Annotated in this window: 2 protein-coding genes and 1 pseudogene; all 3 read right to left on the bottom strand. The window is 33.1% G+C overall.

The annotated features are described in order from the left end of the window. Window positions 1-281 (bottom strand): YrhA family protein (locus A33I_RS19650; RefSeq protein WP_022630025.1); only part of this gene is annotated, 281 nt, incomplete at its 3' end. 236 nt (window positions 282-517) lie between these two features. Next, window positions 518-892, bottom strand: a complete 375-nt coding sequence (locus tag A33I_RS19645) for an immunity 22 family protein (RefSeq protein ID WP_022630024.1) — start codon at window positions 890-892, stop codon at window positions 518-520. Window positions 893-904: 12 nt separating this feature from the next. Next, window positions 905-1,477 (bottom strand): annotated as a pseudogene (locus A33I_RS19640) (WXG100 family type VII secretion target); the annotation flags it as partial.

The following is a 1,477-nucleotide window of genomic DNA, read 5'->3' as shown; positions in this document are numbered from 1 at the left end:
CAAAGTTCATTTGACTCGATAAAACCATGCATGTCTTCATTTAATTCATTATCAAGTAGACCTTTATCAACACCATAAATTACTAATTCATTAAAGTTTAATCCATTTATAGTTTTTAAAAATCTCTCATACGAATCAGGTAATACCATATTCCCGAAATTCAGCTGAATCCCTTGATTCATTTTTATTATTTCTGTAGGTGATGCTCGCTTCTTAAGTGAACTTCCGTATTTCTTTTCAATCTTTTTTATTTTTACCAATAAGTCTTTCCACGGGGTCATAACTATCCCTTCTTTTAAGAGGCTTTGATGGACATGCTTAATCGGTTAATATTGTCCAGACGTACTTCAAACCCATTATTCCAATAATAATTTTCAGCAAAGTAATTGAGTATTGGCGGATTTTCTTGTTTATTAACTAGCTGATTAGAATATTACTTATAAAGCACCTCTACCAGATAATTTACATCTGAGCTAACCATCAACTAAATCAATTCCCCATACCTTTAAGATTTCTCTTACTCATAATTTGTAGCAGCAATAAAATCAAAAGCGCCTGTTGAACTAATTTCATTTTTATATTCAAAATTATATATTAAAATTACTACATTATATGATTTCTTTAGGGTTATACTTTTTTGGATTTTTGGGATGACCATTTCTTCATACGAACACCCATCTAATAATGCTGAAATATTACTACTACTATTCTTATAAACTGCTTTTTCTATAGTATCCTCATCTGTTTCATCCATATCAATATTAAAATCGATAAAGAATTGGGAAGGGACAGACTCGCCATCTTCATCATACGTTAAATCAACATACTCTCCTATTGAGTCCTCATCGTTAATATTCCCTAACCAAATTGAAACCCATCCTTGTTTTTCCATTATAGTATCCTCCTACTTTAATTTTAAACCTTGTGGTAAAGACGAAACTCCACCCTCTAATCTATAATTAGACCAATTATTTAGTCGTCTAACAAATGAATTATAGTCGCTAGAAGTATCTATTATTGCTAACAATTCATTAAGTGCTTTAGTTGAGCCTAATCCCCCATGCACACCGTTTGGATTGACAAATTTGACCTCGGATATGGCTGTTCTTAAATCTTTAATCTCTTCAGCACCAATATTCCAATACTTAAAATGCGGAGCCCTTGAAACTAGGTGCCGCTCATGTAAACCTCCAGGTTCTCTAAGTTGACGTTCAATTTTCTTTCTAATCTTTTTATCTTTCCAAAGTTCGTCTAGTTCTCTACTTGTAAGGGAATTGAAGAATTTATTAAAATTCCCACTCTTTGCAGTTGGTATATCATCAACAGTTAATTTAGTTATATCTTTAACATTATTTTTACCCTTACCATCAACACTCCGTACCCCAGCTCCTTGCTCCACCTTAATCAAGTTCGCTTGGTTCGTCTCACCTAGCTGGTTTCTCATCCCGTTTGTATTGATGACGTTATGTGGGATTCC

The organism is Alkalihalophilus marmarensis DSM 21297, from assembly GCF_000474275.2.
In the GTDB taxonomy this organism is placed as follows: domain Bacteria; phylum Bacillota; class Bacilli; order Bacillales; family Bacillaceae_D; genus Alkalihalophilus; species Alkalihalophilus marmarensis.
The sequence above is the reverse complement of the archived record's forward strand: the minus strand, read 5'-3'. Positions and strand labels throughout refer to the sequence as shown.

Excerpts from the sequence above, each read along its gene's own strand:
- A33I_RS19645 (WP_022630024.1), bottom strand. The coding sequence starts at position 892 with ATGGAAAAACAAGGATGGGTTTCAATTTGGTTAGGGAATATTAACGAT.